This is a genomic window from Caproiciproducens galactitolivorans, assembly GCF_004768785.1.
GTDB classification, from domain to species: domain Bacteria; phylum Bacillota; class Clostridia; order Oscillospirales; family Acutalibacteraceae; genus Caproiciproducens; species Caproiciproducens galactitolivorans.
Genome location: NZ_SRMQ01000004.1, coordinates 109,044 through 135,956, shown reverse-complemented (window position 1 = coordinate 135,956; position 26,913 = coordinate 109,044). Strand labels below are relative to the sequence as shown.

Here is a 26,913-nt window from a genome sequence, read left to right as displayed (position 1 = left end):
TCTATCATTATTCCAAGAAAACTTCTCCGCAGGGTTAAAACCTCGGTGTGTATCCGGCGCTGGTCTTGACTTTGATCGTCATGGGGGGCAGCAGTTTTCCGCCAAAAGACACGGGAACCTCCAGCATGATGGTGCTGTCAGCTTCAAAGCGGGAGGAGGCTTGGTCGCCCGATGCAAAGGGAGCGTTTCGGATATCCACCTCCAGATTCCACACCTTAAATTCCAACTTGCCGTCCGGAGTGCGTTTTTCATGATAGCCGCCGCTGTAGGAAAGACCGAGTACACCATCCAGCCTGTCATAGATATCGCCGTAATCAATGCTTTCCTCAAAATCCTCGGCAATGGGCTGGTAGGCTCCCGAATAACCCTCCCGCACGCCGTGGTACACATCGTCGTAGTTGTCGTTGACGGTGGAGATAACAGCGGTCTGCACCGCATCCCGCACGCCCTGCGCTACGATTACAAGCCGGAAATATTCTGAAATGCCGGTAAAGATAATCACCAGCGACAAGGCGATGGCAATGATGAGCGGGAAGCCTGAGCCGCTTTTCCCTTGTAGGATTTGCTTGATTTTTTCCGTCATTTCCAGTAGACCTCGCTTTTTCCCGCTGCATCTGCTCTCAGCGTAATGGGGAACGAGCCAAACCCGGCAAAAAGCCCGATGTTGGTCTTGTAGGTGACCGTCACCGTGACTTCTTCATTAAGCTGAATCCTGCCGGTCTTGGACCATGTCACGGTGGGGGTCAGTCCGGTCTTTTCCCGCAGGAATTGTTCACGGCGGCCGGTTTCGCTGCCGATCTGACCGGAGATTTCCGCCTCCCGAATGAGTTCCACGGCAAAGGTGTCAATCTGCTGTTTTTGGATATACACCGGGAACACCTTCACCGCAAGGGCGATAACCAGCATGGCACACAGCACCAGCACCGCCACATCAATGTAGCCTTCTCCGGCTTTGCTTTTCAGTATTTTCAGCACATGGTCACCCCCTGTTCAAAGGGGGCCTGCTCCTGTTCCGGCTCCCGGATGTAATCGCTTAATATGCGCCATGTACCCTTGCTGAAACTGGCCCTACGGACTTCTTGATTAAGCAGTTCCTCCGCGGTGATTTCCCTCCCATACTCAGGACTGCCAGGATGCCCCATTATGCTCTGCCCGGACAGCAGAAGCTGTGCTTTTTCCGGAGTCAGATACACACTACCACCGGGAGTCAACATGTCGAGATTGGCACAGGGATGGTGTTCAATGAATTCCCGCACAGTGTTTTTTTTGTCTGTTGCGGGACCCGGCGTATATTCCGGGTCAAGAGCATAATCCTGTTCTGCTGTACCCTTGTCCATCAGACTCCAGAGCGCATGATTGAGTTCTTCACTGAAATCCACCGATTGCTCCGATATCCACTGATCCCTTGCGACCTCCAGCGGGTTTTCAAAACACAGGAGGTATTCCATATAGTCCTCCGGGTACCCACCACCGTACAGCTCGTTATAGACAAAGCGGGCGGCAGTAATCTCATCGCTTTTTCCGATGAGAACACCTTTGGAAAGTCCGTCCAGTTCACGGAGGTAATCGTTCCAGTTGCGGTCGAGTTTTTCCCGAAATGCATCTATCATCTGTTCTCGCTGCATTTGCACACCTCCTTAAAACATCCCGCCGAGGGATGTGATGATTTCATAGACAATAATCGCCATGTAGGTCATGAGAAAGCACATCAGCATGGCAAAGGAAAATACTCGGATTTTGGGCGGAATCTTCATGGCCTGCGCTTTAAGCCGCTGGAGTTCCAGTTGCTTCATGTCGTGTGCCAGCATCTGAAAATACATCCCGCCGTCATCTCCGCGAAGTACGCCAATCAGCCCTCGCGTGATATCCGAGAGCATGGGCGAATTGAACCTTGACTCGAACCTCGTCAGTGCCGCCTCGTAGCTGGAGGAGCGCATATCTGCAGTGAGGATATCAAGCTCTGCGGAAAAATCTTCTCCCGCATTTCTCTTGAAATTCTCCAGCATGGACAGCACATCCCGGCTGGCTTTCAGCTCCTGGGTGATGGTTGCAACGAAGCGGGGCAGTTCCTGTTCGATTTTGCCTCGTTTAGCTGCCAGAGCCTCGTCCGCCTTGCGTATCTCTTTGAAATAGACCAGCACGGCAGCAAACAGTACAATGGGTGTCAGCAGCGGGAGGACGATAAGGCAGGGAATGATGCAAAGCGCAATACTCATTGCCTTGACGATTGCCATTGCCGTGAACAGCTCCGGCGAGTCGGAAAGTCCTGCCGCCGACAGCACATTTTCCATTCTGCTTTTCTTGTACTCATCCATGCGGAGGTAGCGGGAAAGCTGGACGGCGGCGTTTCGCAGCAGTGCATCGGTGGCTTTGGGTTTTGCCTTGGCCTGCTTACCCGCCGACAGCATCGCCTTTTGGGTGGCGAGAGTGGGCAGCCGCAGCAGATCGGCGGTAATGAAAAAGAGCCCTGCCGACAGGAGGACTCCAAATAAAAAGATGTAGATTGTCATGAGCGTCCTCCTATCTTCGATATTCGATGGGCTGCGTGAGCTTGATGACAAACGCCGTAGAAACGAAAATCACGGCGGCGCAAATGGTCAGAATAATCTGCCCCAGCGGTGTGTGCATCAGCGTGTGGTACCAATCCTTGTTCAAAAAATACATGAGCGGGATATTGCCGACGACGAGAACCTGCATGATGATGAATTCCTTTCTCGGCTCAAACACCATGTTTTCCAGCTCACCGTTAACCACCCGCATATCGGACAGCTTGCTGACGATAGGGGTCAAGGTGGTCTTGAGGCTGCGGTCGTGCTGGCAGGCAATGAGGGCATCACACCATTCGACATATACAGCGTTGTCGATGCGGTCTTTCAGGTCATGGAGCGCTGCCGTCACATCGGGGTCAACCAACCTGACACGGGACACAAACCCTTTGAAAACCGATAGCACGGGAGGGTTAAGATACGGCAGATTTTCGTCTACTGCCGTCAGGATGTCCTCGTTTCTGAGGTAGGCTGTGGTGATGATACTGAGCGCTGTTTCCAGCTCCGCCGCAATATCCCGCTTGAAGTGGCTGGCTGTGAGCTTTACCCACCAGAAAGGCAGGAACATACAGCCTACCGCCATCACAGGAACAAGGAAAAAGTTCGAGAGCATGATGGCGATGGATGCGCCCACGGCAAAGCACAGCAGAGACAGGGCACAGAGCATGGGAAAGCGTGCCGTCCTGCCTGTTACCTTGAGAATAGACTGCACCTCGGCAATTTCCCGGCGCAGATAGGACTGCTTTTTCCTGCGGGTGAATTCACCCACTTCGTCGCGGAGAGACTTGGGCCTGTCGGTGAGCTTTCCGAACACTGCCGTGGTGAACTCTATCGGAGTAAGGCCGAGTAAAATAAAAGAGCCTGCTATCATTCCGATGCAGGCGATTAAGAGTACCGTTGTCATGCGCTTTGCGCCTCCTTTCCCCGCAAGCTCTCGATGACCGCCTGGGGCATACCATTTTCCAGCAGCCGCTTGGCAAGGCTCTCCGAGATGGCATTGATCTGTTCGTGGTGTCCCTCGATGATGAATTTGCCGTCCTCCATGCGGTTTTCGGTAATGATATACTGGAACAATGGACGGTAGTTTCTTGTGCCGTCCGGGAGGATCTCGCACTCCTGAATCTCCATCATGCGGCGCTGCTTATTTTCAAGCTGCTTGCAGAACACCACAATGGGGTAGGCTTCGGTGACATAGTCCATAAGGGTCTGGTCGGACATATCCACCGCACGTTTGCACAGGGACACCATGCGGCGATAGGTAGCCTCGCAGGAATTGGAGTGGATGGTGGTCAGCACCGCAACTCCGGTTCGGGCGGCTTCCTGGGCGGCATTGGCCTCGGCGCCTCTCATTTCGCCCACTACGATAATATCCGGATTAAAACGGAGCGCATAGTCCAGGAGGTTGGTTTGATCGATGCGCTGGCGGTCATTGTCGCTGTCGCGGGTCAGGGTATGGATGACCGAATTGATCACCTTACCGTCCTTTTCCCGAACCAATGCCAGCTCACGGGAACCGTTTTCAATGGTATAGATTCTCTTATTGTCGGGGACGGTTGTCAGCACCCAGCCCGCCACGGTGGTTTTGCCGGAGCTGGTGGCGCCCGCCACGCAGACCGATATGCCGTAGCGGATACAGAGGGATAAAAAGTCCAGCATGGGGTCGGTCGCCGTACCGCTTTTGACAAAATCGTCTTTCTTCATGCTCTGCGGGTTGACGATACGGATGGAGGCGGCGACGCCCACATCTTCATCCACGATGGGACTTTTGAGAACGGCAATTCGGATGTTTTTAGAAAGATGCCCCAGCACGATGGGGCTGGCGTTGTCCAAGACCATGCCGCTGATGTGGAGCATCCTGCGGATTACATTGACAGCGTGCTGGGGGCTCTCAAAGCGTTCCTCCAGCTTGACCGTGCGGCCGTCCGAATATTGCACTTCAATGTCCCGCCACGAGTTGATGTCGATTTCCTCGATTCCGGTGCCGAAGATATATTTCGTCAGAAATCCGAACTCCGCCATTTCGGTGTAGAGAGCATCCGCCAGCTTGCCGCCGCTCATGCCGTTTACCGATACGCGACGGTCCTGAACGTACTTTGTGATGTAGCGTTTGAGCTGTGCCTTGGCATCCTCGCCGCCCGCAGTGATGAGGGTGCTGTAATGTTCGGAGATGTACTCCTGCACATCGGCAAGGACTGATGAGAAATCCTTACCCTCTGCTTCAGGTGTGAAGAACAGCGTATGGGTGCGGTTTACCCCTGAAAAATCCACAGTGCGGTTCACCGTAGACTCCTGATCCATGGTGTTGCTCAAAGCGGGAGCCGTCGCCGGGGGTGTGGATGGTTGGTTTTGTGTCTGTTTTTTCTGCTCCTGTTCGGCCTGTGCCTTATTTTTTCCCTTGGCAAATGCCGGGGTATTTCTCTTTTTCCCTAACATCCGAACACCTCCTTTGCAATTTTTTCAATCTCCCTGCGGAACAAGCGGCTGTCTTTTAGGGACAAATCAGCCAGCAGATTTCCTGCAAGGTACTGTTCCTCCAGCTCCTGAGAATGGATGATGGTAAAGGCTACCGAACCCAGCGCCTGACCGATCTGCTCCCTGGCCTGCTGGGGCTTTACGTTGCTGGCAACCTTGTATTGTTTATCAGCATCCCATTTGGAATCCCGAAGCAGAGGGAGCTGGCTGGAGAGATAACTCACAGACTTGAGGTCTGCATTGGCAAGGCGCAGGACGCTGTCTGCCTCCATGAGCGCCACGGCGGAGAGAATGTCGTTGGCGATATAGCTGCCGCAGTCCACCACAACGAATGGGGCGATTTCCCGTAGTCCGTCCATCAGCTCCTGTGCCTGTAGCTGCTCATAGGGCGGATAGGTGTACTCGTTCTCACCCTTTTTCATGCCGAGGATGGTCAGGTGGCTGTTTTTCTTGAGGGTCACCAGATTGTGCTTGATGAGGGCTTCGGTCACATGGGTAGCGGCAAGGATACTGCCCAGCGAATGCTCACTCTCCAGATCGGAGGGAGGGCAGACACAGGGCAGCATGGGTGCGGTCATATCACAGAGCAGAAGTACCACGTTTTTCTTCCGGTCCGCAAGATGCTTTGCAATCTTCACGGCGGTGACCGTCTTTCCGCTGCCGGGAGAGCCCCAAACGGCAAGAATGCCGCTCTGAGGCTCCTGCTCCGGTGGGGCATCTTCCCTGGCGGACTGGCGGGTGAAGATGCTCTTTTTCTTGAAATTCAGCATCACTGCACCTCGCTTTCCGCGGGTGTTTCGGATGCAGTGCTTTCCTCCGATTCCTGAGACTTGGGTTCAGATGAGCTGTCCTGTGGCACCTCCACAGGATACAGAGCGGCAATGACTTTGTCCTGCGCCTCTGTAAACTTTGCGGTGTTGGCAGGCGTGCCACGGTAAACGAGGGCGAGGTGGAGCTTGCCGTCAGCCTCCAGCTCCGCCAACACTTTGCTCTGTTCGGGAGATACCAGCAGGGTTACGGTGGAGGGCAGCTCACGCTCATCCTTCTCGGATTTGGCCTCACCGGTGTTGGCGTCATAGCCGGAGGAGGCAGTCACGCTGATGACCTCCACATATTTCAGCTCGGCGGGGATGACGGTGGAGCCCTGTTTTTTGTGGTCGGCGGCAATGACCGACACTATATCGCCGCTCTGGAGCTTGCCGGACAGACCGTTTGCAAAGCTCTTGATGGTCACCGACATGGCCTGCTTGGTGCCGTCCAAATTGTAAAGATAGGCATTCTCCGCAGCGGGGGTGTCGGACAGCTTGGTGTTCAAGATATAATCACCGATGGAGAGGTCGGATTTGGCATACTTGCCGATGACCATTTCGCTCTGGCGGATGACGTTGTCGGGCAGACCGAAGCCACCTACCTCCACGGTCTGGACCGTATCCTTTGTGATCTCATCGCCTGCTTTGATTTCCTTAACCACGCGGACGATCTCGGTTTTCTGGCTGACGGACTTGTTGAACAGCGGCGTTACGCCGAAGCAGATAAGCAGGGACAAAAGGATGCAGATTACACCGACAACAGTGCGATTCTTAAAAAGACTCATAGGATTTCCTCCTTTATTTCATTGTGATTTAGAAGCTGACGGAGCTGTATTTGCGGTATTTCGCTGCTTTCACAGCCCCCGGAATAAGGGCGGCAGCCAGCGAAACGGCGGCGATACCGGCGATGAGAATGGTCTTTTTTCTGCTGATATGGATTCTTTTCATGAGATAACTCCTCCGATATTTAGAATGGTTATGGCAAGAAAGCCGAGGGACAAAAACGGCGCCATCGGCAGGGATGCCTGCGCCGCTTTCTGAGGCTCCAGTTTGCGGAGCCTTCTGATGGCTTGGGCCCAGAAATAAAAAAAGAGGGATGCCATCAGACCGAGTGTCAACCCGGCCGTGCATCCCCAAAATCCCAAAACAATGCCCGCGGTGGCAGTGAGCTTGATATCCCCGCCGCCAATGCTGTCCGGTTTGTATAGGGCGGCAATGAGTAGCGGCAGCGCCGCAAGCACTCCCAAGAAATTGGCGGGGCTGAAATCAATCAGCCCCGCCAGTGCAATCAGGAGGCAGATGCTGTCCGGGATGATCCGTTTGCGGAGGTCCCACACAGAAGCCGCCAGAAGCAGAGAAGAAAAAAGCGCCGCCTGTGCGATGCCATTAGCCTCCATAGTTGAACATTTCCTTGATTCTCTGTGTCAAGGTCGGCAGTACCGTTTCCCCAAACAGGGCATAAAGCCCTGCCAGAAGCAGAGCGCCGATGACAACCGCCAGCAGGATTTTAATGGCCGTATCAATGTAGCCCTCCCCGCGGTTTCCGGAAAGGGTGTTTCGGGTTCTGACTACGGCTGTGGCAGACTTGTTCTTCAGCTTGCAAATGAGAGATTTCATAGATTTTCCTCCTTACTCGAAATGATAGGTTACGGAATACGTGATGTTGCTCTTGTTATACAATGACGATAGGTAATCCTTTGAGGTTATCTCCAGATTTTCCCCCGCCCCACACCGTGCATGAAACTTTCGCTTCACACGGCGTTCCATCGTTAGCGTATTTTGATGTCTTTATGTGAATTTACACATTTCTTCGAAACGATATGATTTTTACTGCTATAAGGTAATCGGTTCTAATTCTGCCGTTTTTCTAAGTTTGTTGATTTTGTTCATCATTGTTTTGTTGGGACTGACTTTTTGGAGATAAAACGCAATCGTTTTTTGTGCCACTGCATGAACAAGCCTATGTACATCTATGTGCAAAATAACAAGATTTGAGTAATTATCCTTACCACCCAAATAGATAGGTAGCTTGTGGTGACAATGAAGTTCGTCATATTTGAGATATTTTCCTGTGACAGCACATTTACCATGTTGTGCTGTATACAACGAAATTCGGTTGTCCATAAACTCAATACTTCTGTCATTTGCAGATGCCCTCATTAGCTTGTGCAATACGGTCATGTCCATGTTAAGGGATTTGTGTATTTCAGCACGACCCTCCACGGTATAATTGCATACTTTACGTTTCTTCCACATTGGTGGCTTTGTTTGAACATATCCAATAGGACAAAGTGGTTTGCCACTAAGGAAACGTAGCTGACTGCTACTTCCATATCGTTTTCGGACATAATCATGAGGTTTCAGTTCACCATGCTTTTTCAGCCTGTTTCCAAACCGATTGTGTAAGACAATATCTATTTGTGCTTTGATTTTGGCACAGTCAAGATTAACATTGGTTGCTATGTGATAATAATTGTGTATACCTATCACCATAGAATTGAATAGATTGATAGCAGTACCCTCGGCATTTGGGCTCTTTGGGTGCTGTATATGCCATATCTGCTCTTTCAACTTTTGTACTTCCTTTTTGATTGACTTGTCACTCATGTGGGAGTAGACAACATAGGAAGATTTCTTCTTATGTGCCTTAATCTTAAATCCTAAAAAGTCCGAATACTTCTTTTTAAGATTCATAACCTTTGATTTTTCGGGACTGATTTCAAGGCTAAGCCGTTCTTTTAACCACATCTGTGTTGCAATAAACACTTTATCAGCGTCATTTCGCTTTTTGCAAAATATCTTAAAGTCATCTGCATATCGCACAATCCACATTTCTTTTAAATTGCTTGTCCTAAGTGCTACCTTAAAGGTATTTCCACGGTTTACACTTCCGTTTTTATGAACAAAGTTTTTGTACGGATAATGTGTCGGCATTTCTTCCCACTGACTTGCTATCCACCAGTCCAATTCATTGAGAACAATGTTTGATAGAAGTGGGGAGAGGATACCTCCTTGTGGAGTTCCTTTTTGTGGATATATTTTACTGCCATCTAACAGTACAATGGGTGCTTTCAGCATTTGCCTTATGATACATAACAGTGTTTTATCACGAATACCCAAATGCCACATTTGCTGTATTAGCTTTGTGTGGTTGACATTATCGAAAAATCCTTTAATATCAATGTCCACCACAAAGTACAGGTGACGTTGCTGTATCATGTTGTAGCACTGTGCAACAGCGTGTTCTGCTGAACGATTGGGTCGAAACCCATTACTTCTCTCGTGAAACTTTGCTTCACAAATCGGCTCTAACACTTGTAAAATGCTTTGCTGAATAATTCTGTCCCAAATCGTAGGTATGCCCAGTGGTCGCATTCGTCCATCGGGTTTTGCTATTTCAACTCGTCTTACAGGACTTGGCTTGTACCAACTTAACTTTTGTCTGATTTTCTCTACAAACTTATCTTTGGGGATTTTCTCCAAATTCCTTATTGTTTTTTCATCCACACCCGAAGTTTCACTTCCTTTGTTGCGTTTGATATTTCTATACGCTAAAAGTATGTTTTCCTCTGATAGTATGAGGGGCATGAGCCTATCAAACATCTGATTTTCTTTGCTCTTTGCATATAAATCATCGAAAGTTGCAACAAGGTCATAATATTCTGCGTGTCTGATTTTTGACTTTTTGGCTTTTCGCTTCTTCGAAATCAACATAGGCATCGCCTCCTTTCGGATACGATTTTCTTGGTCATACTCGAAGCTACGTTTATTCACATCATTTTCATTTCAAAATCGCTAACGACTAATGGCTATTCCTCTGACAGATTGGTTCTGCCCTTTGAGGTCGTGCCATCGCTTTCACCGTAATTAAAGGTGCTTATTGTTCTTCGTCACCACCGTATCATAGATGTGTAATCATCTCCACGTTTTACGGCTTACCACGTTCCAATGCTCCTATCTGTTCATGATACCCTTAGGTGCTTGCTTTAAGCCTGTACGCTGGATACTGCCTGTAACAGTATAAGGTATTTCATAAGTGCAATTCTTACTCTACCTCACGCACTTGCCCGAAGGCAAATATACATTTCTGTATACACCACTTATAGACCCGTACATTCGCAAGTTCGTCAGGGCAACTGCCCATTCTCACCATAGGTATTTTATAGACCTCCGCAATATAGGTTGCACCATTCATCGCTGAACAGCTTTCCACAGCAACATATTTGTCCTGTTTGGGCAACTCTCTCTCGACTTCACCGAGCGTCTGACAATTCTCTCATTACATTTCAAATTGCCAGTCGGAGTATTAAGGGAAGCGTTTCGGGACGTTACTCCGTCATTCCACTTCTCGGAGCATTAGTTCTATCGATTATCTATCCTCCTTTCAATCGACGCCTAACCTTTTCAGTTAGGAACGTGTCGCACTGCAGTCGTGATTGGTGTAATAATAGAATTCCAGCCTTGTGTATACGCCTGCGCCAAGGCTGCGAGTGAAAGTGATGCCGTTGGTGGTGGTACCGTAGTCAAGCTGATCCCACTGGCTGGTCAGCCTGTTGTATCCACGCACTCTGCCGAAGTCCGAGCCGCTGTGACCACTTACAGGAGGCACCGTAAAGGTATATTCTGTGATGGTGGCGCCTTCGAGCCCGTTTTCCATGATAACGGAGTCAGGCCCTGTTAAGACCATCCCACCACCGCCGTTTGAGTCCGCCACAAAGAAAACGATGGCAGCCCAAGGCGATTCAGCGCCTGCGGAGTCCACCGCTTTGACGCGGACCACGTTCTTTCCACGGGGATAGGTCTGTGTTTCAGCATTTCGGCCCTCCCAGACAAGGGTGACAGCATCGCCATCGGGGTCAGAGCTGGTTGCCTTAATGGTGACCGGCGTTCCCGGCGCTACGCTGTTGCCGTTTGGAGTTCGGCTGATGACCGGCGCAGTCGGTGCAGAGTTTACGATGCTGAATGTTTTGGACACCCACTCCGAATACAGCCCGGTAGCATCTTTGGCACGAACACGGATGGTGTGCGTGCCAACGGCATAGTAGTTGTCAGCCGCCTTGTTGTCCCACTCCAGAGTGGTGGCATCGCCGTCCGAGTCAGCGGCTGTTGCGCTGATATTGACAAGGAATTTGCCGTTATTCGCTGTTCGAGTGGGGGTTGCGGTCAGAGTTACAGTCGGTGCGGAGCTGGTGATGGTGAAAGTCTTTGATGCCCAAGGAGAATATGCTCCGGCAATATCTTTGGCACGGACGCGGATGGTGTGCGTGCCTGCGGCATAGTAGTTGTCAGCCGCCTTGTTGTCCCATTCCAGCGTGGTTGCATCGCCGTCCGCATCGGCGGCTGTCGCACTGATATTGACAAGGAACTTGCCGTCCTTGACAATGCGGGTTGGCTCGGCTGTCAGGGTAACAGTGGGGGCGGCATTGGTCACGGTGAAAGTTTTCTCGGTCCAGGTAGAGTAAGCCCCGGCAATATCCTTCGCCCTGACACGGATGGTGTGGGTACCCGGCGCATAGTAGCCGTCAGCCGCAGTGTCCGCATACTCCAAGGTCACCGCATCTCCATCGGGATCTGTGGCATTGGCGGTGATGTTGACGAGAAACTTTCCATCCTTGGCTGTACGGGTTGGAACGGCCTCTACCACAGGAGCATTCGGCGCCGTATTGGTTACCGTAATACTCTCCGCATGTGAGATTACACGTCCTGCGCTGTCGGTGATGGAAGCGGTCAGGGTAAAAGTGCCGATGTCACGGATGGCAATTCTACCGCCGTCATTGCCCAGGGTACCCTGATACTGTGCGGTATTGCCATCCTTTTGCAGTGTCCAGACCACAGCATAGCTGCCGATATGCCGAACATCCCTTGCGGCAACCTCAAACTCCGTACTGTAGTGAACAGTCTGCGGCATGGTGAAAGCATACTGCACCACCGGCAGGATGCGGATGTTTTCGCTGTGGGAATAACTGCGTTTCAGATAGTCGGTCATGGCTGCGGTAAGAACATACTCGCCGCCGCCCTTAAAGGTAATCTTGCCGCCCTGGGGGGTGAGGCTGCCGTCAAACGCCTCGGAGAGCGGAATGCTCTTGCCGTCCTTGCTGACGGACCACTCCACAGGCAGAACATTATTATTGCCATGAGTTCTGAGGTCAATGGCGGTATCAGTGTAGGCAAAGGCAGGAAGTTCAAAGCCGATAGTCAGTACGGGAAGCACCTCGCACCTGTCCTTGCTTTCGTACAGAAAGACACGGCCGGTATCATCGGTGATTCTCGCTACCAGCTCATAGATGCCCGCTCTTTTGAAGCGGATGGTACCTCCGTCATTCGAGAGCTTTCCGTCCACATAAGTCGACCAATCTTGGAAACCGAATGTGTTATCCACCAGCCACTCAACGGCGAGACCGTCCAGATGGTTGGCTTCGGTTTTGACCACGATATCGGTGTCGGTATGGGCGTGTTTTGGCAGGCCGTAGGTAAGGTTGGGCACGGGATAAACCTTGAAGCCCTGCTCATAGCGGTAGCTCCTGCCGCCATCATCGGTGAACTCCGCTTTCAGGATATAGCTGCCTTTGGAGCGGAACTTCAGCTCACCGCCGTTGTTGCCCAGCGTACCCTCCGCCGCATTGGTGAGGGATACCTCCTTGCCGTCATGCAGCAGGGACCATTTGGCGGTATGGCTGCCGATCTCTCCGAACACCGCTTCCACCACAACCGCTTTGTCGGTATGGAAGACTTCGGGCAAGTAGAATCCCGCCGAGCCCACCGGGTAGACCGTGATGCCTGCGCTACCGGCAAACACTCTGCCGGTAGCATCGGTAACGGAAGCGGTCAGCGCATAGACACCTTTTTCCTTGAATCGGATGCTGCCATGGTCGGGATCTCCTTCAATCCATGTGTCGATGTCAGCGGATTCTCCGTTGCGGGTCAGGGTGTAGGTTAGCGTGAGCCCATCCGTTTCTTTCGTTTCTGTTTTTAGCTGGGCGGTTTTATCGGTATGGGTAACTGCCGGCAGGGTGAGATTCACCTCCGCCACAGGGTAGACGGTAATGCTGCTCTGTGCGGTGACAACCTTGCCCAGCTCGTCTGTGATGGAGGCCGTGAGCGTATAGCTGCCCTTATCCTTGAACAGCACCGTGCCGCCAGCAGCGGTCAGCTCTCCGGTGACGGCTTTCTCCATATCGGCGGCGGTTCCATCTTTTTGGAGGGACCACAGCACCGAATTGGAACCGAGATTCTCCGTGGAAAGCTCCACCGGCACGCCGGTATCGGTATGGGCGGTTTCGGGCAGTGTGAATGCCGCTGTCACCACCGGATAGATGCTGACCGTCTGCTCATGGGTCACCGTGGCGCCCCGGCTGTTTTTTGCCGTGGCAATGAGGGTGATGCTACCGGTATGCGTGAATTTCACCTTGCCGCCTGCAGCGGTCAGTTCGCCCTCTGTCAGCCCGGGAAGCTCGGCGGGCAGTCCGTTTTTAAGAATTGTCCATGTCACACCGCTCACATAGCGACTTTCCGGCTTAATCTCAATTTCATCGGCGGTGTAGGCGGTTTTGGGCAATGTGAAGCTGAACTGCGGAGCGGGAACATAAGAGGAACCACCACCGCCAGAACCGCCGCCACCGGAAGGCTTATCCTCCGGCTTGGGTGTTACGGGCGGCTTCGGAGGTTCTTCTTTTTTGATCTGTTCCTTTGCTTTCTCCGTATCCACCAGCATTTCAAAGGCTTCCGCACGGGTGGCTTTGCCTTCCGGCTTTACTGTACCGTCCGGGTAACCAGTCACAATGCCGTACTTTTTGCCTGTACAGATACAGGCTTTATCCCCATCAGCGAGTCCATCGTCATCGGAAAACCCGGTGACACAGGGGCAGGATACATCATGGTCGCCCTTGCCGATAGCCCTCACCAGCATTCGGATCATCTCCATGCGGGTGATTGGATCATTCGGCAGGAACTTCGTCCCGAAATCGTCCTTTTGGATAATTCCTGCAATGATGAGCGACTCTACATACTGCTCCGACCAGTGTCCGGCAATGTCAGTAAAGCGAATGGTGACTTCACTTTCATCCGGTTCCGGCAGTTCCATAGTCCTGGCAATCAGGGCGGCAAACTCGCCTCTTGTAATGATTGCGTCGGGATGTGCGAGACCATCGGGATAGCCGCTGATGACGCCCTTATCCGTGAGGATTTGGATGGCTTCCTCCGCCCAATGGCCTTTGGCATCCTCAAAATATCGGTTTACCGCATAGGCGCTGCCCGCAAGCAGGGCAACAACCATGCAGACCACGAGGAGGATGCTGAGAGGTCTTTTCATTTTCTCCTTCATCGTCTACCTCCTACATCCCACCCATGACAGGCTGGCTTTGCTCCTGCTGGGGTTCGGGAGATTCCTGTTTCTGTACGGCGGTCTGCCCTTGGGTGAGCGCCTGCTGGTAGGCACCGATGACCGCCTTGTCAAATTCTGCTTTGGCTTCTTTGGTGCAAGGGAAGCAGATATCCTTGTACTCACCGTTTCCGGCTTTATAGCTGGGCATGGAGACAAACAGCCCCTTGGAGCCGTCCATGATCTTGATGCCCCGCACGGCAAAATCACTGTAGATGTTAACCGAGGCGGTGGCCTTGCAGCTTCCCTCCGGGCGGATGGAATGGATTTTCACATCGTACTTGGGGACAGCCGGTGTTGTATTCTTAGGCATGGTTTTTCCTCCTTCTTAAAATTGCCGGTACTCTTAACCGGCGTAGTTGAACATCTCCTTGATACGCTGAGTCAGAGTCGGCAGCACGGTTTCGCCAAACAGTGCGTAGAGCCCTGCAAGGAGCAGGGCGCCAATGACAACGGCCAGCAGGATTTTAATGGCCGTGTCGATGTAGCCCTCCCCGGCACTCTCTGAGAGAATGCGCCTGCCGCGGAATGCAAGTCTGGCGGCGGTGTCCTTTGCCGCCGTCAGCTTATGAGAAACCGCAGCCTTTACTTTTTTGATAACATAAATCATATGGTTTTCCTCCGTTCTATTGATGGCGGGCATAAGAAAAGACAGCCCAAGGCTGCCTACATACTCATGTCCATGGTTTGGATGGGTTCGGGTGATTCAAATTCGATCTGCCGGAATACCTTACGGTCCGCATAGTAGAACTCGCTTCCGGCAGCGTTGTATAGCTCAATGATGTCTGACATGGAGAGTGGATTCCCTAAAAAGCCGGGAGGCTGCCGTATGCTGTACCGCTCGTAGATAGTTTCTGGATCATTGGTATCAAGCTGGCCGTCATAGGCGATACGGTAATTTCCGGGAGACGGTTCTCCGAACTTCCGCACCATTTCCTCATAGGAAATAAATTTCATGTGGATATCCACGTCGGGCTTGAGCTGCCAGATGCGAACATTTTTCAGCGGAGCAGCAGTTTCGATACCACCCAGCCGTTCCCCGGCAAGAAGCCGCTCCATCACGCCATCCGTCCACTGCGGTGTTAGGGAACGGCTTTTCAGCCAAGCAGACAGCTCATTGCTCTGAAAGATGTTGTCCACAACTGCATTTTCTTTTTCTGTATAACCGGCCGGGTTTCCGTAATAAGAAATGAGGCCGTTTTTCAGGGAAATCCCCGGCATATTCTCACCTCCCAAGCGGTGTTTTGGAGAGCGAATACGGGTTATTTGCCATAGATGATGCTTTCCTGCATAATCAGTTCATCCAATGCCGCAAGGCAGATGCCGCTCTGCGCCAGCATTGAAAGAATGCAGGGAGGCACATCGTTGATGTCCTGCTGGATGTCCGCCTCCACCACCGTGATTTCACCGCTGTCCCCATCGGTATAGGCTTCCAGCTTGGCACCCTCGGGAATACCCGCTTCCTCCAGCAGATAGTCGGGAATATGGATGCTCTGGCTCTCGTCCAGCAGATCATGGCAGAGGGAGCAGTTAGCCACCCACTCGGCGGGGTTGTTGCCACAGCCGCATTCCGTACCAGCTTCAGGATTTTCATCGCCGCAGTTATTGCAGAGGCCGCAGGCTTTGGCGAGATGGATCGTCATATCGCTTGCCAGTTCACTGAGTGCGGTGATAACACGGATAAGCTCCAGCGCCGTCATCTTACCCTTGTGGATAACGCATACACCATCGGCAGCCATCACTGCAAGGGTTTCGGCATCGGTAAACCCGCACCGCTGCTGAATAACAAGAGGGATTTGCAGGGTCTGCTCGGTTTTCTTCTGATGATTTTTCATGGTCTGTTCCTCCTTAAAATGTTTGCCCCTTGATATGGGGCGAATTTTGTTTTCTGCTTCCGGTCAGAGTTCAATCCCTCCGTCATCAAATAAGTTGAGCTGTGAAGGAGCCTCCCTCGTCCGTTCTCGCATATCGTAGTTGGCAATGAGGATTTCAGGGAACTGCGCCCCATTGTCATACCTTTGCTTGATGTTGTTGATTCGGGTATAGGAGTCGATTTGAATGCCCGGTGTATCATATAGCTCCCGGATAAATTCGCAGTCATTGTAGGACAGCAGGAATTTGCCCTCAATCCGCAGCAGTGCATCCCGCAGGCGGATATGGTCTTTTTCTGTAAAGCCATCCTCGCCTACGTTTTTGTAGTAGTTCTCTGTTTCAAAGTACGGCGGGTCACAGTAGAAGAAACTAACGGGGCGGTCATACTGCCCAATCAGCTTCTCAAAGTCCTTGTTTTCAACGACCACTTTGGCAAGCCGCCTGTGGGCCTGCTCAATCAGCGGAAAATTGGACCGAATATCATGTGGCTGGCTGCCGTAGCTCGTCAGCCCCGATGCGTAGCTGTAGCGGATGAGCTGATAAAACCAAGCGGCTTTCTGCACATCCGAGGCAGGGCTGTCACGGGCAAGGGTATTTTTGACATGGTCAAAATCTGCACGGGCATTGAGAACATAACGCAGTGCGTCCATGAGTTCCTCTGGCTTATCCCGCACACAGCGGTAAAGATTGACCAATAACCCATTAAAATCGTTGTACACCTCAAAGTCATTGCCGGGGAACTTATGAAAAAGAATCCAGCCGCCCCCGCCGAATACCTCGATGTATCTTTCATAGTAGAGGGGAAAAAGGGTGACGATCAGCTCACGCAGGGATTTCTTGCCACCGATCCAAGACATAAAGCTGTTCAGGAGTCATCACCTCCCTCCAGCGGCAGGCGTATCTGCGTATCGTCAAACGCCGTGAGGGAACGCTTGAGTCCGGTGATGGCGGCGCTGATTCCGCTGATACGGCTTTTCATGTGCCGGATGGTCAGGCGCACTTCAGCCTCGGTCTTTGCGTAGAAATAGCCGCTTTGATCACTGGCAATGGGGATACCCTCACGGCGCAGGGCATTGACAAGGTCACGCAGTTCCTTACCTGAAACGTGGAATGCGTATTCCATCATTTTGCTTGTGACGGCATTTTCGGCGCCGTGATGATAACGATGCAGATACTCCGCAAGCTGCTCCTTGAGCATCATTGCCTCCTTTCCGGTTGTTTCCCCGGAAAGGAAGTCAAGGCAAAAAGGGCATAAAAAAACAGGGCCGCCTCCTGTCGGGGAAACGGCCTTGTTTCTATATTGGGGGTCTAAAAAAGCACAGACATCATTGCCTGTGCTACTTGATTACGCCAAGCTCCCTTAAAACTGTCACACAGTCCTTGGCGCCCTGGATGTACATATGCTGACTGTATTCGCCTAATAAAAGCTGCATGGCTTCAAAGTATGAGTCTGCGATCTGTTTCAGCTCATCATCGTATTTGGGATGATCCTTTAACAGTATTGATGCCTCCAGTTGCTGTTTCATAGCATCTCGGACATCGGCGTTGGATTCCGCCAGCTCTGCAAATGCCGCATTGAGCCGATCATCCAGAGCAGTTTGCAGGGAGTCTTTCCATTGCTCCATTCCGCTCACCTCCTTCAAGCACAACACCATGCCACAGATTTATGAAAATAGCTATACCAAATGCAGACAAAGATTCTGCTATTTCATTTCCATGCCGTGGCTCTGGCTTGGACGGTTAAGGCATTGCTCCACCGTCCGACCATTTTGTTGTTCAAGCAGTCCATAAGGGGTTTCGGCAATGCCGTATTTCTCCATGAGATACCGCCCGTATCCTTCCAAGTTGCAGAATTGCTCCAAGCCATCGTCGCTTTCAAATGACATCATCCTCTGAACTTCCTTTTCAGCGTAATCGGCGGGAGAAGCAGTTTCGGACAGAATCTCAAATTCCCCCGTCAGAAAAGCAAGATCAAGCGCATCCTCTAACGAAATATCCGCAGGGGTTGTTTCCAGCATCGCTTTGTAGGTCAGGACACCATTTTCCTCTTTGATGTGGCGGAGCTGCTGTGCCAATTCATTGACCAAGCCGTATCTGTCGCCCTCCGATTCATATAGGGAATCTTCGATTTTTTCAGTAAGGGAGGTTATCATGCAGTCCGCAGCGGAGAATACACATTCCTCCGGTGATGCTGCTTTCACCGCTTCAACGGCTTGAGAGAGCATCTCATCATCCGCGGGGAGCTTCAGGAAAGCAACCAGATTGTTATCATATTGCGGATCGTTAAAATACCCTTTGGTGATACGGAGAAGCACGGTATAATCCGGTTTTTCCAAGGGGACGGCATCACCGCTATGGTAGGTCTGCGAAATCTCGCCATTTTGGACCACATAGCCATGTGGAGTGAATACGCCACCCTCGCCCTCACGCATCTCTTTGCCAATTTTACCGAAGTCCAGGCATTCGTAAATTTCATCCGGCACATTTTCGAGTTCCGGCACAAAGTCGTTATCCGCATAAAATTTACCGAGGGTGCTGTCGTTATGGGCTTCATAGACGACATGGCAGTCCTTCATGCTGTGGGTCATGTTGATGAGGCGGTCTATTGCGATGGGGGAGTATTGGGTCCGGATGGTATCCATCATGACCATCCCCTCGAAGCAGTCCAGCTCCCATTCGTTTAATGAGGACAAACGCTCGGTCAGATGATTCAGCTCATATAGGTTCGCATTCGTGCCGATAAACTGAGGCAGATAGTCCAGCTCGCAGCCTATGATTTTCGTAGAATAGATGACACGTTTATCGGTGATGCGGGCCTTGTCCAGCGCATCCAATATTTGGTATGGTGTAGCAGGGAGCTTGAGAGTGGAGGAAGTCTCCGCACCAAATGAACCGGGGCGGCTAATTTCCACTTCAAAAATACGGCCGCCTTCCATGCCGGAATGCTCTTGTTGGGAAAGCTGGGGAACATTCCAGCCAAACAGCGCCCCTTGATGCATGGTATCGACCTGTTCGGCTGTAATGCCGTGCTTCTCATTGTAGCTGTTGACAATTACCTGGTTTGCCTTTCTATTCTCCGTGTTGAGTTCGGAGCGGCTGAATCCTGGCTTCCCATATTCAATGCGCATAATTTCGCCATTCGCATTCATGAACAGGCACTGTTCGGGAAGCCTATTCCTTGATTGTTTATCCAAGATGCATTCCTCCCATTTGCTGGCTCATAGCCTCTAATTCATCCTTTGTCGTTATGCTCCAGTCCCTTGACGCCGTCCAAAGGCTGACATATAGTTCATCGCTGCCAATCTTAATCGGATGCTGCTCGAAGCCCTCACCGAAACCATCTGATGCCTGACCAGAAGCATAATCTTTGAGCTGCTCCAGCTCCGCATCATTCAAATCCCCTTGTACCCGGCATTCAGCCACACCCATCAGCTTGTTCCCAACTTGCTCCACTGTGAAAAAGAGGGACTTCACTTTCTGACTTACGCTGTCATCCCCGTGATAATATTCCATGAGTCCTCGTTCCGTTTCCTCCGGCATCCGCTCCTTGAGGATGGCGGCAAGGATTCGGTCGTGATAGGAAAGTATCGTTCCCTGGTCGAGTTCCGAGGGGTATTCCTCCAAAGAGCCCCATTCATCGCGTTCATACTGCATCACAGCCAGAGGCATATACAGCTTTAGCGTTTGGAGGGGCTGTGGGATAACCGAAAATTTATCTACGCCTGGGATGAGAGCGAGGGATCGGCCGTTATCCCATTTCATGTGGAACTGGCCTGCATCGTCAATAAAGTTAATTGTTCCCTCCATACCTGACGGCACAGGCGCATAGGGGTCTTGCATTTCTGTTAACCGAATGCGGGTGCCGGGCGGATACTGTTCTTTTATAAATTTCAGAAATTCTTGCTGATGTCTCATGTGAGTTCCTCCTTTTTCTGCTTATTTCTACTGTGAATCCTCTGCATATCTGTTCTTAGGCAGTCACCCTCGGAGCCGTAACAGATAAATCCATGCGAGGGATATGGGCAGTTGCCACAGCTCTTGAACGGGCCGTGGGGCCGCTCGTCAGGCGGTATTCTGCCTGTTGTTATGATGGAATCCGAATCATAACAAGCTGGTTTTTTATTTTTCTTGTAATGCACTAACATGATTTCCTCCCTTCTGAAAAACAAAAAAAGCCGGGGAATTGAAGCGCATTCTGCACTCCGATTCTCCGGCTCTTTAACTGGATAATTGATTATGAGGTTTTTCGACATTCAGTCGGTGTCTGTCCAACTTGGTACTGTTGTATCAAGTCCATATGCTTCTTTGATTTCTGAGTGATGCGGTGAGCTTTGGTTGCCATGTATTCTATCAGGCAGTCCTTTGGTATCAAGTATTTGTTGTAGTACCACACTCCGAATAATTTCTCTTTGGATATCCATTGTGATACTGCGGTTTGGCTGTAGCCCGTCATTTTTATGACATCGCCCACGGTAAGGGCATCCGGAAAGCTGCTCCACTTTTTCTTTAGCATCTCCATGAATTTACCCGCATCTATTTGAACCTCTGCCCGACGCTTGGGTCTATATTTTATTCCGCTTGAAAAAATTCCGGGAGGTGTCAGCAGGGACTCCGGAGAATCTTCTAAGCGGGTAAGGTATTCTACCACATCCGTTATCCGGATTTTGAACCTACGGGTCTTTTTCCCTGTATCCTCGCAGGGGATATACCCGTTCTCTAAAAGCCATGTGGCTTTTCGTTTGCTTATTCTGCAAATTCTGTAAAATTGGTCGTGACATATCTTTTCCGGGTATTCAGCCAGAAGGTGAGAGTAGTCAGTTGCCATGTCCATCCCTCCAATGCATTGATGGTGCAGACAGATATCAGCTCTGTCTGTTTTGCGTTATTCAGTTTTAATCAATGTCAATGGTAGGGTTCGCTGTGGTTTATGTTTTTATAAATGCCAGGAAACTAAAGTATCTTAAGGTTATTTCGCTGGTTGTTTTTCTACGCTTTTTCTACACTTTGCTCTGAAAACCGTAAAATTCGGGGGTTGAGCCGAAGCGTGGCAACTTCATGGTTTTCGCCCGAAAAGCCTTGATTCATGCGGGTTTGCTGGATTTCAAGGTGTCTCAAAGTCACCTTGATAATCTCATCGGAACTTGCCCTCAAATAACTCGAAATCAGGTTGTCGAGCAATCGGCACGTGAGTTCGAATCTCACCGCCTCCGCCATGAGCCTGTTTGCGGTCTATGTCCGCAACAGGCTCTTCCTTTTTCTGCCCTTTTCTACGCCCTCTTTTGAGGGCGTTTTTGCTGCTTTTGTAGAAAACGGATGCTTATAAAATCCTTATTTTATATGGCTTTGCCGTGTTTCGACTTAGCAGTTCGTAGAAAATTATTCCGCCATTTCAAGTGCAATAGGTTCTTCCCGCTTGGATTTTTCAAACATGCCATCCATAACCAGTCCGGATTCGATCTGCGCATGGAAGTCCAGATGTGAGTAAATATCCGCCGTGGTAGAGAACGTGCTGTGCCCAAGCCATATCTGGATTTGCTTCATGGATATTCCGTTTGCGAGCAGTAAGCTGGCGCATGAATGCCTTAAATCGTGGAACCTGATTTTCTTCAAGTTGTTTTTTTCGAGTATCCAGCTAAAATGCTCCGTTACATAGTTGGGACGCATTAGCTTTCCGGTTTGGTCGACGCAGATATAATCCAGATAGTCCCGGCAGTAAGAACGCTTGAACAATCTGCGGTACATTTCCTGCTTCTCTTTTTCCGCCCACAGAATTTTTTCAACGGATGGCAGCAACGGAAGGGTTCGGAAGCTGGATTTGGTTTTGAGCACATCCTCGCCAACAGCCACTGCTTTGCCATCGACCATGTCCTCAATGACATTGTGCTTGATAGAGATGGTCTTTTGTTCAAGGTTGATCGCATCCCATTTCAAACCAAGGACTTCACTTCTCCGTAGCCCATAGTAAGCGGCCAGTTTTACACAGACTTCCAAGGGATCATCTGATACTGCATCGAACAGCGCCACCATTTCTTCCGCCGAATAAAACTGTGCCTGATACACATTCTTTTTCGGCCTGTCCACCCTGTCGGCAGGATTGCTACTGATAATTCCCTTTTTCACAGCGTGCTGCAGCGCCCTGCGAAGCACCGCATGATAGTGAATCACCGTATTTGCCGTATACCCTTCATCGAAAATGGATTGATGAAAATCCTGTATATGCTGCGGCGTAACTTCCGCTAAGGTGATGTTCAGTTCTTTAAAGTACCGGCTGATTCGGCTGTCCAGCATGGTGCGGTAGCCTTTAAACGTGGTCTTGGATATGGTGGGTTTTGCTTGAATCAGCCATTTTTGAAGGTAATCCATAAAGGGAACATCCGCCTGAGGGTTCCTTTTTCCTTCAATCAGTTCCCTGGCCCGTTCTTCCGCTGCTCGACGCTTTTTTTCCTCCTGCTCCCGTTCATATTCCAAACGGATTTGGTCAAAGGCTTTTTTTGCTTTTCTTTCACTGGTTCCCTCTACCGGCAATCCGGTGGAAATCCACTTTGTCTTTCTTTTGCCGTCCACTTTTGTATAAAGGACAGCGTAATAAGTATTATTTTTTTGCTGTAGGCATCCTGTTATCATTGCTATCCTCCTTCGAAATAACAGCGTATTTGCCTACCATTGACAGCACCACAATACCACAGAAAGCTTAAGATAGCTATTACTTTTATGCGGAAATCATCCACATGATTTTTCTACGCCTTATTGTCAATGATAGACAAAAATCCATATCAGCCAAGCTTGATGTGGCACATTTCTTCACCCAGCAGATATTCAATAACACATGCCTTTGGAATCTTATAGGTTCGTCCAACGATATTCGCTGCCTTGGGCGTCATACAGCTCCACCACATCAGACACGGAAAGAGAGTGTCCGTTATAGCCGGGCGGGTAATTTGCATTGCACCTTGTGTAGATGGCTTCGAGGTCGTTGGTGTCGAACTGACCGTCATAGACGATGTTATAATTTTCGAGAGATGGCTCTCCAAATTGCCGCACCATTTCTTCATAGGGTATAAATTATGGGGATTTGCAGGGCCTGCTTATTTTCCTTCTGATTGTTTTTCATGGAATCTATCCTCTCCTTTAAATATTTCTCAGATTGGGACGGCGTTTCTGTTTTGGCTTTTGATTAGTAATCAATCCCTCCGTTGTCAAATAGATTAAGTTGCGCTGGAGCCTCCCGTGTCCGTTCCCCCATATCTTAATTGGCAATGAGGATTTCTGGAAACTGCGCTCCGTTGTCATACCGCTGCTTGATGTTATTGATGCGGGTATAGGAATCAACTTTCCATAACTCCATTCTGTCCATCTCCTTTATATGGACTTTTGTTTTGTATTGGCTTTTTTGTTTATTTTCTGCATATCGGCTCTAAGGCAATCTTCCTCGGAACTGTAGCAGATAAAACCGTGAGAGGGGTATGGGCAGTTTCCACAGCTTTTAAATGGTCCCTTAGGCCGCTTGGCTGCCGGTATTGTGCCTGTGGTTACAAGGACATCAGAATCATAACAGGCAGGTTTCTTGTTTTTCTTGTAGCGTACCAACATATCTTTCCTCACTTCTGGAAAAAGAAAAGCCGGGGAATTGAAGTGCATTTCTGCACTCCGATTCCCCGACCAATAAATAAGGCTCCAATTTGCAATATTGGAGTCTTTAGTTCTAATTTTGCGTTATAAATTATGAAATGAGCGATAGGCGTTTTTATTTTTGCTTTGCCTGTAAGTAAGCAGTAAAGTTTGCCACTCCCAGTTTTCTTTGTTTAGATAGCATTTTAGTCCAAATAGTATTTCCCTGTGCTTCGGTGATGTATCCTCTTTTCAGTTCCGTAAATAATATATCGCTAGTGGTTAGATGCTTAAGATCCATTTGAGCGATATATAAGAAATACCTTCAGATTATTACTTGCTACAATGCCGTCATACTGTTTTGCTAATGCGATGGATGCGGCTTCTCCTTTGCCGATAACTATATGCCCGGCTTTTGGTTTTTCAGTAAGCTGATAATATAATATATCATAGGCATCCGTAGCCACATCAATGGAAATTACCTGTGCTTGTCCCACTAAAAGGAATGTATATACTCTTGCCTTTAGGTGCGCAATCCCGAGAATAACGATCCTGCCGGGATATAACTTAACCAATAAATTTTTATTTCGACCCACAAAAAAGCCGAGATGCAGTCGCTATCAAAAAAGAACGAATCAGTCAAGCAATTCGCCCCCTTCGATTTCCTCCCCATAGACGAGGTCGGAACGGAAAGCAGATAGCAGCAATTCATTATATTTGCCGTTGGATATCAGCCCTTGTTCCAAAGCTTTTTCCGCCTGCTGAATATAGTAGCCGTATGAAAAGATGTTCAACTCCTTCGAATTTAGGAATACTATTTTTACCGGGCATTGTGTGGAATCCTTCTTTCATAGTTTAGTCACTATGAAGTGTTCCTACTTGATATTATAGCCTAAATCATGTGCACGAGCGGTTCTTTTCCTCGTCTGTATGTTTAATTTCAGGATAAAAAAACGTATTGGCTGAAATAGGTGTGGATGAGCTTAAACAGTACTGGCATTCTTGGGTATTTGTTTTCGTTCTATATCCATTCTTTACCTCGTCGTAACTCCCACATATTTCGCAAGAGCATCCTGTGTCATGCCTGCGGCAGTCCGGACATTCTTTATGATCTATCCAAATCTGTTGATCACACGATATCTGGACGCTTTCTTGACGTCTTCCTAATTCGAATTGACACCTCATTGTCATCTTTTTTGATATATTATTATGATAGCGGGAAGCAGGGTATGTGAGTAAGAAATAAATATTAGTACATAATACCTAAAACTTTACTGCAAAATTAAGTAAAGGGCGGTTACGGCATGAAATAATGATAGAGCAAAGTACAATTGGATAGGAATTTTATCTTTTGTATTCTTCTTAATAGTCACTATGCTATTATTATGGCGGTATGAGGAATCATGATTCTGCCGTACAGATGCTAAAAAGCGAGAGGGGATAAGAATATGAATGTGGTGTTGGTTCTTACTGGTATTATTGGATTAGCACTAATGGTTTACTTATTTTATGTACTGTTTCGAGGTGAGGAATTATGAGCATGATTGTTTTGCAGGATATTATATATATTTTACTGTTGATAGGTCTATCTATTCCATTGGGAATTTACATTTACAAAGTCATGTCGGGTGAAAAAGTTTTTTTAACTCGCATATTTGCTCCTGTTGAAAATGGGATATACAAAATTATGGGTGTCAAAAGCAATGAAGAAATGGGTGCAAAAAAATACGCTCTATCTGCCTTAGCATTTAGTGGCGTTGGTTTATTCTTTGTCTGGCTGCTTCAGTTGTTGCAAGGTATCCTGCCCTTTAACCCGGCCAGGATTCAAAGTGCAAGCTGGCATCTTGCTTTTAACACGGCAGCTAGCTTTGTTTCCAATACAAACTGGCAGGCATATTCCGGAGAAAACGGATTATCCTGCCTGACTCAGTTTTTGGGGCTGACCGTCCAAAACTTTGTGTCGGCGGCAACTGGAATTGCAGTTCTGTTTGCACTAATTCGGGGTTTTGTTTTCAGAAAGAAAACAACCATCGGGAACTTTTGGACTGATCTAACCAAAATTACTCTCTATGTGCTGATTCCTATTTCCTTTGTTCTCGCACTTGTGCTTGTTTCACAGGGTGTTGTACAAACTTTTTCACCTTATAAGGAAGTAACTATGCTGGAAAGCGGAGCAGCACAAACTATTCCTTTAGGTCCCGCAGCCAGTCAGATTGCTATCAAACAGCTTGGGACAAACGGCGGTGGTTTCTTTGGAGCAAACTCTGCTTTCCCTTTGGAAAATGCCACTCCACTTTCAAACTTACTTGAATGCTTATCTCTTTTACTGATTCCATGTGCGTTATGCGTATCATTTGGTAAGGCTGTTAAAGACAGTAAGCAAGGAAAATCCATTTATATTACCATGATGATTTTGTTTGTGGTTGCCCTTGGTATTACAACAATAAGTGAGCAGTATACAGGGCCTGCTTTTGATGGTGTTGTTGCTTCTGGCAGTATGGAAGGAAAAGAGGTTATCCACGGTGTTGGCGCTTCTTCCTTGTGGGCTACAGCTACAACGGCAGCATCCAACGGCTCAGTCAATTCTATGCACGATAGCTTTACACCTCTCGGAGGAATGATTCCCATGTTCCTGATGCAATTGGGCGAAATTGTGTTTGGCGGTGTAGGAAGTGGGCTATATGGGATGTTGGCGTTTGTACTGCTGACAGTGTTCATCGCCGGACTTATGGTCGGTCGAACCCCGGAGTATCTTGGGAAAAAAGTTGAACCATATGATATGAAGATGGTATGCCTGATTATTCTGACACCTCTAATGTTTACTCTTCTCGGCACGGCCGCTGCTGTATCAATGCCGGATATCACTTCATGGTTGACCAATTCAGGTGCACATGGATTCTCAGAAATCCTTTATGCCTTTTCATCAATGGGTAATAACAACGGAAGCGCCTTTGCGGGATTTACTGCAAATACTGTGTTTACAAATGTTGTCGGTGGGATCATTATGCTTCTGGTTCGCTTTATTCCTATGGTTGCCGCCATCTCCCTTGCCGGAAATATGGCAAAAAAGAAGTCGGTTGCGGTCAGTGAAGGAACGCTGTCAACAACAAACACAATGTTTGTGGGACTGCTAATCGGTGTTATTTTAATTGTCGGCGCATTGAGCTTTTTACCGGCACTGGCTCTTGGACCTATTGCCGATTACTTTACAATGCGATAGAACGAGGTG

At 49.3% G+C, this 26,913-nt stretch carries 29 protein-coding genes; 2 read left to right on the top strand and 27 right to left on the bottom strand.

The genetic code is table 11. The features are described 5' to 3' along the window. Positions 1-34: 34 nt before the first annotated feature. The 27 genes from CAGA_RS06395 to CAGA_RS06245 form a co-directional block, all read right to left on the bottom strand. Positions 35-583, bottom strand: a complete 549-nt coding sequence (locus CAGA_RS06395; protein WP_013623304.1) for a hypothetical protein — start codon at positions 581-583, stop codon at positions 35-37. Next, positions 580-975, bottom strand: a complete 396-nt coding sequence (locus CAGA_RS06390) for a DUF4320 family protein (protein ID WP_013623305.1) — start codon at positions 973-975, stop codon at positions 580-582. Before CAGA_RS06390 ends, CAGA_RS06395 begins: the two co-directional genes overlap by 4 nt. Then, positions 969-1,625 (bottom strand): hypothetical protein, encoded by a 657-nt coding sequence (locus CAGA_RS12755; RefSeq protein WP_013623306.1) that lies wholly within the window; start codon positions 1,623-1,625, stop codon positions 969-971. Before CAGA_RS12755 ends, CAGA_RS06390 begins: the two co-directional genes overlap by 7 nt. Positions 1,626-1,637: 12 nt before the next feature. Beyond that, the gene (locus CAGA_RS06380; RefSeq protein ID WP_013623307.1) at positions 1,638-2,510 is read right to left on the bottom strand and encodes a hypothetical protein; all 873 of its coding nucleotides are present in this window, start codon (positions 2,508-2,510) and stop codon (positions 1,638-1,640) included. Positions 2,511-2,520: 10 nt separating this feature from the next. After that, entirely contained in the window at positions 2,521-3,450 is a 930-nt protein-coding gene (locus CAGA_RS06375; protein ID WP_013623308.1) for a type II secretion system F family protein, read from the bottom strand. Beyond that, complete coding sequence (locus CAGA_RS06370) at positions 3,447-4,979, bottom strand: type II/IV secretion system ATPase subunit (RefSeq protein WP_013623309.1); 1,533 nt, start codon at positions 4,977-4,979, stop codon at positions 3,447-3,449. The genes CAGA_RS06375 and CAGA_RS06370 overlap by 4 nt, the downstream gene beginning before the upstream one ends. After that, positions 4,973-5,788, bottom strand: coding sequence for a P-loop NTPase family protein (locus CAGA_RS06365; RefSeq protein ID WP_013623310.1), 816 nt, complete (start codon positions 5,786-5,788; stop codon positions 4,973-4,975). The genes CAGA_RS06370 and CAGA_RS06365 overlap by 7 nt, the downstream gene beginning before the upstream one ends. Further along, positions 5,788-6,612 carry a Flp pilus assembly protein CpaB gene (cpaB, locus tag CAGA_RS06360; RefSeq protein WP_013623311.1) on the bottom strand — a complete coding sequence of 275 codons (825 nt, stop codon included), beginning with the start codon at positions 6,610-6,612 and terminating at the stop codon, positions 5,788-5,790. Before cpaB ends, CAGA_RS06365 begins: the two co-directional genes overlap by 1 nt. 28 nt (positions 6,613-6,640) lie before the next feature. Then, a complete protein-coding gene (locus CAGA_RS12925; RefSeq protein WP_013623312.1) occupies positions 6,641-6,775 on the bottom strand; it encodes a hypothetical protein in 135 nt (44 codons plus the stop codon). Beyond that, complete coding sequence (locus CAGA_RS06355; RefSeq protein WP_013623313.1) at positions 6,772-7,224, bottom strand: prepilin peptidase; 453 nt, start codon at positions 7,222-7,224, stop codon at positions 6,772-6,774. Before CAGA_RS06355 ends, CAGA_RS12925 begins: the two co-directional genes overlap by 4 nt. Next, positions 7,214-7,444 carry a DUF6133 family protein gene (locus tag CAGA_RS06350; protein ID WP_013623314.1) on the bottom strand — a complete coding sequence of 77 codons (231 nt, stop codon included), beginning with the start codon at positions 7,442-7,444 and terminating at the stop codon, positions 7,214-7,216. The genes CAGA_RS06355 and CAGA_RS06350 overlap by 11 nt, the downstream gene beginning before the upstream one ends. 216 nt (positions 7,445-7,660) lie before the next feature. Beyond that, entirely contained in the window at positions 7,661-9,541 is a 1,881-nt protein-coding gene (gene ltrA / locus CAGA_RS06340) for a group II intron reverse transcriptase/maturase (protein WP_167875175.1), read from the bottom strand. A 694-nt stretch (positions 9,542-10,235) separates the two neighbouring features. Beyond that, on the bottom strand, positions 10,236-14,147 hold the full coding sequence (locus CAGA_RS06335) for an S-layer homology domain-containing protein (RefSeq protein WP_135659042.1): 3,912 nt from the start codon (positions 14,145-14,147) through the stop codon (positions 10,236-10,238). Between the two features lie 10 nt (positions 14,148-14,157). After that, positions 14,158-14,517, bottom strand: coding sequence for a SpoVG family protein (locus CAGA_RS06330; protein WP_013623317.1), 360 nt, complete (start codon positions 14,515-14,517; stop codon positions 14,158-14,160). 33 nt (positions 14,518-14,550) lie between these two features. Then, positions 14,551-14,847 (bottom strand): DUF6133 family protein, encoded by a 297-nt coding sequence (locus tag CAGA_RS06325; RefSeq protein WP_227020152.1) that lies wholly within the window; start codon positions 14,845-14,847, stop codon positions 14,551-14,553. A 23-nt stretch (positions 14,848-14,870) separates the two neighbouring features. Continuing rightward, positions 14,871-15,425 carry a YodL domain-containing protein gene (locus CAGA_RS06320; RefSeq protein WP_013623319.1) on the bottom strand — a complete coding sequence of 185 codons (555 nt, stop codon included), beginning with the start codon at positions 15,423-15,425 and terminating at the stop codon, positions 14,871-14,873. A 41-nt stretch (positions 15,426-15,466) separates the two neighbouring features. Beyond that, positions 15,467-16,039 (bottom strand): hypothetical protein, encoded by a 573-nt coding sequence (locus CAGA_RS06315; RefSeq protein ID WP_013623320.1) that lies wholly within the window; start codon positions 16,037-16,039, stop codon positions 15,467-15,469. Between the two features lie 63 nt (positions 16,040-16,102). Beyond that, positions 16,103-16,933: a DNA adenine methylase gene (locus CAGA_RS06310; protein ID WP_013623321.1), complete on the bottom strand. Its 831-nt coding sequence runs from the start codon at positions 16,931-16,933 to the stop codon at positions 16,103-16,105. Between the two features lie 8 nt (positions 16,934-16,941). Beyond that, positions 16,942-17,277 carry a hypothetical protein gene (locus tag CAGA_RS06305; RefSeq protein WP_330616073.1) on the bottom strand — a complete coding sequence of 112 codons (336 nt, stop codon included), beginning with the start codon at positions 17,275-17,277 and terminating at the stop codon, positions 16,942-16,944. 136 nt (positions 17,278-17,413) lie between these two features. After that, complete coding sequence (locus tag CAGA_RS06300) at positions 17,414-17,701, bottom strand: hypothetical protein (RefSeq protein WP_013623323.1); 288 nt, start codon at positions 17,699-17,701, stop codon at positions 17,414-17,416. A gap of 78 nt (positions 17,702-17,779) precedes the next feature. Next, positions 17,780-19,270, bottom strand: coding sequence for an antirestriction protein ArdA (locus CAGA_RS06295; RefSeq protein WP_135659039.1), 1,491 nt, complete (start codon positions 19,268-19,270; stop codon positions 17,780-17,782). Further along, on the bottom strand, positions 19,263-19,991 hold the full coding sequence (locus CAGA_RS06290; protein ID WP_013623325.1) for a DUF4314 domain-containing protein: 729 nt from the start codon (positions 19,989-19,991) through the stop codon (positions 19,263-19,265). Before CAGA_RS06290 ends, CAGA_RS06295 begins: the two co-directional genes overlap by 8 nt. A 319-nt stretch (positions 19,992-20,310) precedes the next feature. Next, the gene (locus CAGA_RS06280; RefSeq protein ID WP_013623327.1) at positions 20,311-20,901 is read right to left on the bottom strand and encodes a helix-turn-helix domain-containing protein; all 591 of its coding nucleotides are present in this window, start codon (positions 20,899-20,901) and stop codon (positions 20,311-20,313) included. Positions 20,902-21,452: 551 nt separating this feature from the next. Beyond that, entirely contained in the window at positions 21,453-22,700 is a 1,248-nt protein-coding gene (locus CAGA_RS06275) for a tyrosine-type recombinase/integrase (RefSeq protein ID WP_135659036.1), read from the bottom strand. Positions 22,701-22,916: 216 nt separating this feature from the next. Beyond that, positions 22,917-23,120 (bottom strand): YodL domain-containing protein, encoded by a 204-nt coding sequence (locus CAGA_RS06265; protein WP_243112961.1) that lies wholly within the window; start codon positions 23,118-23,120, stop codon positions 22,917-22,919. Between the two features lie 854 nt (positions 23,121-23,974). Further along, positions 23,975-24,280, bottom strand: coding sequence for a hypothetical protein (locus tag CAGA_RS12815; protein ID WP_243112960.1), 306 nt, complete (start codon positions 24,278-24,280; stop codon positions 23,975-23,977). A 39-nt stretch (positions 24,281-24,319) separates the two neighbouring features. Continuing rightward, positions 24,320-24,478, bottom strand: coding sequence for a hypothetical protein (locus tag CAGA_RS06245; RefSeq protein WP_207669558.1), 159 nt, complete (start codon positions 24,476-24,478; stop codon positions 24,320-24,322). A gap of 654 nt (positions 24,479-25,132) precedes the next feature. On the opposite strand from CAGA_RS06245, the gene CAGA_RS12920 reads away from it, so the two are divergent. Together CAGA_RS12920 and kdpA are read left to right on the top strand one after the other, a co-directional pair. Further along, positions 25,133-25,222: a potassium-transporting ATPase subunit F gene (locus tag CAGA_RS12920; protein ID WP_135659034.1), complete on the top strand. Its 90-nt coding sequence runs from the start codon at positions 25,133-25,135 to the stop codon at positions 25,220-25,222. Next, complete coding sequence (kdpA, locus tag CAGA_RS06235; RefSeq protein WP_135659032.1) at positions 25,219-26,904, top strand: potassium-transporting ATPase subunit KdpA; 1,686 nt, start codon at positions 25,219-25,221, stop codon at positions 26,902-26,904. Before CAGA_RS12920 ends, kdpA begins: the two co-directional genes overlap by 4 nt. The last annotated feature ends 9 nt before the right edge of the window (positions 26,905-26,913 follow it).

Coding starts and splice junctions, on each gene's coding strand:
- CAGA_RS06395 (WP_013623304.1), bottom strand. CDS start 583: ATGACGGAAAAAATCAAGCAAATCCTACAAGGGAAAAGCGGCTCAGGC.
- CAGA_RS12755 (WP_013623306.1), bottom strand. CDS start 1,625: ATGCAGCGAGAACAGATGATAGATGCATTTCGGGAAAAACTCGACCGC.
- CAGA_RS06380 (WP_013623307.1), bottom strand. CDS start 2,510: ATGACAATCTACATCTTTTTATTTGGAGTCCTCCTGTCGGCAGGGCTC.
- CAGA_RS06375 (WP_013623308.1), bottom strand. CDS start 3,450: ATGACAACGGTACTCTTAATCGCCTGCATCGGAATGATAGCAGGCTCT.
- CAGA_RS06370 (WP_013623309.1), bottom strand. CDS start 4,979: ATGTTAGGGAAAAAGAGAAATACCCCGGCATTTGCCAAGGGAAAAAAT.
- CAGA_RS06365 (WP_013623310.1), bottom strand. CDS start 5,788: ATGCTGAATTTCAAGAAAAAGAGCATCTTCACCCGCCAGTCCGCCAGG.
- cpaB (WP_013623311.1), bottom strand. CDS start 6,612: ATGAGTCTTTTTAAGAATCGCACTGTTGTCGGTGTAATCTGCATCCTT.
- CAGA_RS12925 (WP_013623312.1), bottom strand. CDS start 6,775: ATGAAAAGAATCCATATCAGCAGAAAAAAGACCATTCTCATCGCCGGT.
- CAGA_RS06355 (WP_013623313.1), bottom strand. CDS start 7,224: ATGGAGGCTAATGGCATCGCACAGGCGGCGCTTTTTTCTTCTCTGCTT.
- CAGA_RS06350 (WP_013623314.1), bottom strand. CDS start 7,444: ATGAAATCTCTCATTTGCAAGCTGAAGAACAAGTCTGCCACAGCCGTA.
- ltrA (WP_167875175.1), bottom strand. CDS start 9,541: ATGTTGATTTCGAAGAAGCGAAAAGCCAAAAAGTCAAAAATCAGACAC.
- CAGA_RS06335 (WP_135659042.1), bottom strand. CDS start 14,147: ATGAAGGAGAAAATGAAAAGACCTCTCAGCATCCTCCTCGTGGTCTGC.
- CAGA_RS06330 (WP_013623317.1), bottom strand. CDS start 14,517: ATGCCTAAGAATACAACACCGGCTGTCCCCAAGTACGATGTGAAAATC.
- CAGA_RS06325 (WP_227020152.1), bottom strand. CDS start 14,847: ATGCCCGCCATCAATAGAACGGAGGAAAACCATATGATTTATGTTATC.
- CAGA_RS06320 (WP_013623319.1), bottom strand. CDS start 15,425: ATGCCGGGGATTTCCCTGAAAAACGGCCTCATTTCTTATTACGGAAAC.
- CAGA_RS06315 (WP_013623320.1), bottom strand. CDS start 16,039: ATGAAAAATCATCAGAAGAAAACCGAGCAGACCCTGCAAATCCCTCTT.
- CAGA_RS06310 (WP_013623321.1), bottom strand. CDS start 16,933: ATGTCTTGGATCGGTGGCAAGAAATCCCTGCGTGAGCTGATCGTCACC.
- CAGA_RS06305 (WP_330616073.1), bottom strand. CDS start 17,277: ATGATGCTCAAGGAGCAGCTTGCGGAGTATCTGCATCGTTATCATCAC.
- CAGA_RS06300 (WP_013623323.1), bottom strand. CDS start 17,701: ATGGAGCAATGGAAAGACTCCCTGCAAACTGCTCTGGATGATCGGCTC.
- CAGA_RS06290 (WP_013623325.1), bottom strand. CDS start 19,991: ATGAGACATCAGCAAGAATTTCTGAAATTTATAAAAGAACAGTATCCG.
- CAGA_RS06280 (WP_013623327.1), bottom strand. CDS start 20,901: ATGGCAACTGACTACTCTCACCTTCTGGCTGAATACCCGGAAAAGATA.
- CAGA_RS06275 (WP_135659036.1), bottom strand. CDS start 22,700: ATGATAACAGGATGCCTACAGCAAAAAAATAATACTTATTACGCTGTC.
- CAGA_RS06265 (WP_243112961.1), bottom strand. CDS start 23,120: ATGGTGCGGCAATTTGGAGAGCCATCTCTCGAAAATTATAACATCGTC.
- CAGA_RS12920 (WP_135659034.1), top strand. CDS start 25,133: ATGAATGTGGTGTTGGTTCTTACTGGTATTATTGGATTAGCACTAATG.
- kdpA (WP_135659032.1), top strand. CDS start 25,219: ATGAGCATGATTGTTTTGCAGGATATTATATATATTTTACTGTTGATA.